The following is a 6,536-nucleotide window of genomic DNA, read 5'->3' as shown; positions in this document are numbered from 1 at the left end:
GGCTGGTAGAGCGGCCCACTTGCCAGGAAGTTCTTGTCATCTGGCGAGACTGCCGTAAACTTGAACGCGCTGGAGTTTACCGTCATGTCCGTCGTCTTTTGCGGGTTCTGAACCGTGAAGGTGAGTAAGAGAAGCCGCTGATCTTCTCCCGCAACCACAGTAGCCTCGGGAGTTTTATAGAAAGGGGCCACCTGTGCCGACTCCAGGGTGAAGTGTAGCTCGCTGTCTTTCTCCCCAAGCTGATAGGTGATGCCCAGCTTGCCATTATCGCCGGGAAGCTGGGGGGTCGTTGGTAGCTGTATGGAAGGAGCCACTGTTGGGGGCACCACGGGATCGCCCAGCTTAATCGGCTTGATGGGCTTAATCGGCTCCGTGGGACGCAGTGGCTCTCCCGGCTGCGCCGGTACAGGTGTCTCTGTCAGGCGCTGGAGATCGAGAACGTTGATATTGCAGGCTGTTAGGGCGCTTCTATTTAGGTTAAACGATGCCTTTCCCTTACCCGGAATCCAGAGGTTGGCAGTCTCGGCGAGAACCGTACCAGTCTCGACGGCTCCGCCTTTGGCAAAAGCAAAGACCTCAATGCGCTCCAGCTTCCAGTCGGGCGCGGTTGCGGCCCCCAGCTCTGCCAAAAAGCTACGTCGCTCGTCGCTTGTCTTGTTTTCAAAGTAGCCCGCGAACTTATTGAGCAGCGTATCACGATCCGCCTGCGTCTCACTATCGCTCTCCATCACACAAACGGGGAAGCTAAGGGCGCCATAGCCATTGGGGATCCGGGATGACGTGAAGCTGATCTCGGAGATGGTCTTGCTGGTCCCGGTGCGCGTCTGCTGCTTCACTGTGGACTGGGCTTTTTGAATATTGCCTGGTAGAGACGCGAGAGCGGCAAGGACAAAGTTCTCATCACCGGGCGGGCTCCCGATCTGATCCAAATCGCTCTCTCGAATGCACTGGAGGCTAGTGGCGTTGACCGTGTAAACCCCACCCTCTGCGTTGCGGCTGATACAGCGAATCGTCCCGTGGACTTTATAGATTCCTTCTTTGTTGGTATTGGCAGTATTGATATCAATCGTAAAGCCGGTACTTGTATTGAGGGGAAGCGCTGCCAGCTCTGCTGCAGTCCATATCTTCTTCTCCTGACCAACAAAATCCGGCTTGGCTCCCGTGATCGTGGCAAAAAAGTCACCGATGGACTGGAAAACAGCCTTAATAGAGTCAATAAAACTCGCTCCCAGCGCGAGCAGGACTCTTCCAAAATCGCCAGAGACATTTTCGAGCTCGATCGAGGCGGGCATTTGTGCAAAAGGCCCGACCGTATAGACATCGTCGCTTCCGCCTTCGAAGTCGTTGTGCGCGAAGATTGCCGAGGCAAGCCCGGAGTCACCGACGGGAGCGTAGTCGAGAAGGAAGCGCTTTCCTCCCGCATTAAGATAGATATCTGAGTCTGTTCCGGAGAGCGCATCGCGGGAGGTTTTTAGGCGCACCCTGAGATAGTACTCTTTAGCAGGGATAGCACTGGGGCTGCTCCCAAGCTGTCGCTGCGTCGCGGCAGAGTCGGGCGGATAGGAGCCTGCGGCAATAAACTGAAAACCCAGATCGGTGAAGTCTTCAAAACAGGCTTGCCGCCGTGAGGTCGGGGGGGAGGTCTTGACCGCCAACCAGAACGCGCTCCCGCCGGGCTGGTCTATCATGGTCTTTTCGAGGCGCTTGAGCCACTGAACCGAGCCATCGAAGGCGCGACCGTAGGCGGTTTGGAAGAGGCGCGGTCCCTCGGCAGGAGAGAACCCGCGCTGCTGGGCGGCGATCTTACACAGATAGGTTGCATCCAGTGCAATCCCCGGAGGCGCGACATAGAGCGAGCCAGGAGGCAGACCGACTCCCACTTGACTAGGAGGGGCCTTGAGTCCCGCTGCCAGTGCTTGTGACTCCGTCGCGCTGGGAAATACCCCGGGAGTGATCGGCACCGAGCGATCCCGGTACTGCCGCCAGACATCCATCACTGGCAGATCGTGCACGGGAGAGGCGGGTGAGGAGAGCAGATCCATAAGAGGGCGAATTTGCTGGAAGGCACTGATCTCAGGTGCGATCTTTCCGTGGGGCTTTATCGAAAGCAGCTCGGGGTGCTCGTAGGAGCCCGTGTAGACCTGTGTGTTGGTCAGAAAGCTACTCTGCACCGTAAACGAGTAGAACCAGGTTCCCTGCCCCCGCTGCATATCGTCCACCCAGTTGGAGTGGGAGTAAAAGTCCTGGAGAGCATGAAGCGAGATTCCCACGAGATGGCGTGCGGTAGCGATTCCCCGCTCCCGTTGCCCGGACTCGTAGAGGCTCTTGGCCCAGAGCAGGCCCGCTACCGTTCCGGTGGTGTACTGGAAATACTGATCGCGCACCTGAGGAAGCGCCGTGAGATCGTCGAAGTGTAGCTTGATAAGATCGGGATGAATGGCGGTCGCCGCCGCATAGCCGCTCGGCCCGCGCATCGCCCAGTAGAGTGGGTTGTAGGCGTACGAATCAATAAAGTCCGCGTGCCACGCTACCTCAGCCGCAGGGGAGTCTACGCCTTCTTCCTCCAAGCTCTCCCCGGCGCCGGTTCTGAAAAAACCTGCTGACTGCGCTGCATAGCGTGAGAGTGTGTTATGGTGCCAGTCGCGCCACTTGGAGGAGAGGAGATTCTCGCCACCAAACGCATGTGCGGTTCCTAAAACGCCACAGAGAATTCCCAGGGTCGCCAAGACTTTTACTGAGTAATGCATACGGTTTTATTTCGGGGAACTCGTTGTAATTCCTGCCCTTTTTCGAGATTATCAATGTCCTGTGAGAAAGCTCACACTGCCTGCCGAAAATGCGAGGTAAAATACGAGGTAGGGAGAGTTTAAGGATGTTTCTGGTTCCCTGTTTGATCGCGCTGACGACTCTTATACAAGAGCCCACTCACCAGACGATTTTGCCAAGCTTCACCACAAGCACGCAGATTTATGAAGTTCCCCGTGACACTAAAGTCACTCGTGAGAATCTTGCCAGTCTTCCCAATGCTAAGCTCGTATTGCAACCCCAAGTAGCATCACTTAGCGGCTTTGAGGCTAAGTTATCGATCGGCGATACGATCAAGTACCCAATTAACGAAAAAATGACAGGCACCGCACATACGGGCTGGAGCATCGCCGCAACTTCCACGGAGGAAAGAGACAATGCCATTTGGCTCATATTTCGGCTGGAGCAAAGTCAGGTGACGGGGTATTTTCAACATCGTCCCCAGATTTCCTCACGATCTGTCAATACGACTTGCGTGCTGAAGTCCGGTGAAAAAGTTCTCGTGCCCTTCGGAAAAGGCGAGAATAAAACCGAGCTCTACGCTCTCGTCACGGTGGAGCGCAACCCGAAATAAAAAATAGCGCCGGGGATTATTCACTTCCCCGGCGCTAGGGATTTTGCCTACGGGAAGTCGGGGACGCTCCCGCTGGCACCTGAGCAGCCATAGTTCTCCGGGCAGCAGCTTGCGGAGTTGCAGGCGTACCAGCCTGCACACACGGGGTTCGAGTTGCGAATAGTGAGCTTGGCGCAGCCACGATCCAGGCGCTGGAGCTTGACATGGCCATCGACGAAAGCCATCATGTTCCATGCCGCTGGCCCATTGCAGCAGTAGCGGACATTGCGATCCCCATCGTGAACGGTGTAGGTCTCGATGACCAGCACTTTCTGCGCGGGGTAGTCAATGCGTGCCAGGGGGCCAAGCCACTGGTAGTTCAGGTTGTAGCTGTACTCCGACGGGTTGCCGGGAATTTTATTTTGGTTCGGACAAAAGACCGCCATGTCTGACTTGAAGTAAGGACGCGCCATCGCGGAGCCACCACCCTGCCAGACACAGCAGTAGCCCTTGGGCTGTCCGTTGTACATCAAAGGGCCATAGACACAGTTTGTTGCCGTCACGTTGAACGGCGCGTTACACCGCACTACCGCATCGGGGAAGCCCCAGTCCACAGAGATCCCACCGGGACCTGTATTCGATGGGTTTCCGCCACTTCCAGGGAACATTTCATCGTAGTCTTGGGCGTACATGATGGCAGCCATCGCGATCTGTTTCATGTTGCTCATGCAGGCTGTCTTACGGGCAGACTCGCGCGCCTTGGCAAAGACGGGGAAAAGAATGGCGGCCAGTATCGCAATAATGGCAATCACAACGAGTAACTCAATTAACGTGAAGCTCTTTCGGATGCTTCGTTGAGAGGAAAACAACATTGCAAACCCTCCTTCAGGCTCTATCTTAGAGAACCTGAATGTAGTATGCCAAACGTGATCGGGAAATGCAAGCGAATTCGGGTAAAATAACCGGTATGAAGAAGGCTTTTTTGGCGGCCAGTCTCGCCCTCGTGAGTGGGGCGACATGGGCACAGAGCATTGTGGTGACGGTAAATGGGAGCGCGGTGGTCTTTCCCAAGCAGGGGCCGCTCCAAGCACCGGATGGCAGTATTCTCGTCCCGCTCCGAGAAGTCTTTGAGAGCCTCGGGGCCGCCGTGCAGTTCTTGCCCCAGACCCGCACCATCACGGCCTCACGTGGCAACACCAATATCTCGCTGCAGCTTGGTGAGTCGGTGGGCTATGTCAGTGGCAAGCCCAAGAGCCTGACGACTCCTGCCCAGAATATCGCCGGGACTACCATGCTGCCGCTCCGCTTTATCTCCGAGGCATTTGGTGCCGAGGTGAAGTGGGATGCCAATGCCCGACTGGTGGCGATTACTCTGGCAGGAGCCAAGCCCGTGGTCAAGACCGGCGTGGGAGCCGTCAAGCCGCCTCCTGCCGAGGAAAAGCCGATTATAATTCCCGTTAAAGGCCTCACGCCCGACGAGATTAAAGCCGCAAACCCCACCGCGCCTGTGCTGATCGCCAAGACGGAGGGAGTGTCTGGCGTACTGACCGCGATCTCGGCGACAGAGCTGACGATCAAGTCCGCCACGGGCCTCCCTGAGAAGCTATCCCTCGCACCGGAGGTGATCGTGCTGGTGAAAGTGGGCACTGCCCCACAAGTTCGCCAAGAGCTGAGCGCCCTCAAGAGCGGCGATGCGGTTCAGATCAAGCGCAATAGCCAAGGCCAAGCCTTCGTCATTGAGGCCAGCTACGACGAGCGCATTGGGACTCTCAAGAGCCTTGAGGCACTCGGGGATCGCTGGATCGCGCTCTTTACGGAAGGCCCCCCTGCGGAGGTGGAGACGCAGGCCGATGTTCAGAAGCTTAGCAAGCCCTCCAGCCTGAGCGAAGTGCGCCCTGGCGAGCGCGTGAGCCTGCGCATCAACCCAGTGACGCATCGAGCGGTCGCGCTGGCTGTGCTGGAGATAGAGAAGCCTGCCACGTCTAAAGTGGAAGTGCTGAAAGTCAGCCACAATGCGGGTCAGAAGTGGGTCAAAGCAGGCGACACGATTACCTTCTCCGTGACCGGAACGGCGGCGGCGAAGGGGATCCTGCGCGTGCCTGGACTCTCTGGAGCCGAAGCACTGCCTCTGGTGGAGACCACACCCGGAAACTATGTCACCAATCTAACGGTGCCCGCAGGGACGTCCCTGAAAGATGCGACCGCACTGGCAACTCTGACCCTGGAGGCACTCTCCTCGCCGACTGTGGCCTCAGCGGAGACCTTTGCCATAGATGCCGTCGGCCCGACCCTGGGAACCCTCACCCCAACTGAGGGGAGCGAGTTTACCGATCCTCGCCCCAACTTTACCGGAACCTACTCCGATCAGGGCAGTGGCTTGGATGCCAAGAAAATGCAGCTTATGGTCAATGGGGAGGATGTCACGGCTCGTGCGATCTTTACGGGGACGTTCTTTACCTACCAGCCGCAGACCGACCTGGCACCCGGGCCGATTTTAGCCAAGCTGACAGCCCACGACACGGCAGGCAACGAGACCCGCCGTGAGTGGCGCTTTACCGTGCTACCCACCACTCTGCTCAAGTCCGTCGTGGCGCTTCCCGATGACCGTCCCCTGAACTTTGGCGATGTACTGACCCTCAAGGCCCTGGGTGCTCCGGGTGCAAAAGCCACGTTCTCGCTGGGTGTCAAGGTCAAAGACCAGCCACTCAAAGAAGACTCTCCGGGGGTCTATGTGGGAACCTACACGGTGCAGAAACAAGATGTCATGGTCGCCGCGCCCGTTACGGTGACGGTCACGGACACGCGGGGACGAACCGCCACGCTGAAAGCGGCCAATGCCATCACGGTGACCGCAGGCCCGCCCGAGACCCCGATCATCGACCAGCCACAGCAGGGAGCCAGTGTCGGAGCAAGCGTCGTGCTCTCCGGGCGCTGTCTGCCCAATGCGACCATCAAAGTGACGGTTCGCTACGCGGGCAAGCGTGCCAGCATTCTTGCCGCCTCCGGGCTCATCGGGGAGTACAGCGCCAAAGCGGATGCAAACGGACGCTGGGCCACGGAGCCGATCCTACTGCGCGTCCCTAAAGAGCTCACGGGCCTTGTCTTCACCGCCGAGGTCTCCGCCACAGGAACCGGCGGCAAGGGCTCCAGCACCGCCACGGTCAAGTTCAAGAAGTAG

Annotated in this window: 3 protein-coding genes and 1 pseudogene; 2 read left to right on the top strand and 2 right to left on the bottom strand. The window is 57.8% G+C overall.

Annotated elements, in window-relative coordinates:
* Positions 1-2,747, bottom strand: a pseudogene (locus tag AC1XOS_RS02975) (hypothetical protein); the annotation flags it as partial.
* A 125-nt stretch (positions 2,748-2,872) separates the two neighbouring features.
* Between AC1XOS_RS02975 and AC1XOS_RS02970 the strand changes: the two are divergent.
* Complete coding sequence (locus AC1XOS_RS02970) at positions 2,873-3,379, top strand: hypothetical protein (protein WP_481960728.1); 507 nt, start codon at positions 2,873-2,875, stop codon at positions 3,377-3,379.
* 47 nt (positions 3,380-3,426) lie between these two features.
* Here the strand turns inward: AC1XOS_RS02970 and AC1XOS_RS02965 are convergent, their stop codons facing one another.
* Positions 3,427-4,230, bottom strand: coding sequence for a DUF1559 family PulG-like putative transporter (locus tag AC1XOS_RS02965; RefSeq protein WP_481960727.1), 804 nt, complete (start codon positions 4,228-4,230; stop codon positions 3,427-3,429).
* 95 nt (positions 4,231-4,325) lie between these two features.
* Here AC1XOS_RS02965 and AC1XOS_RS02960 point away from each other — a divergent pair, with 95 nt between their 5' ends.
* Complete coding sequence (locus AC1XOS_RS02960) at positions 4,326-6,536, top strand: copper amine oxidase N-terminal domain-containing protein (protein ID WP_481960726.1); 2,211 nt, start codon at positions 4,326-4,328, stop codon at positions 6,534-6,536.

Source organism: Armatimonas sp. (genome assembly GCF_964826245.1).
Note: the sequence above shows the minus strand (reverse complement) of the source record. Positions and strands in the feature narration are given on the sequence as shown.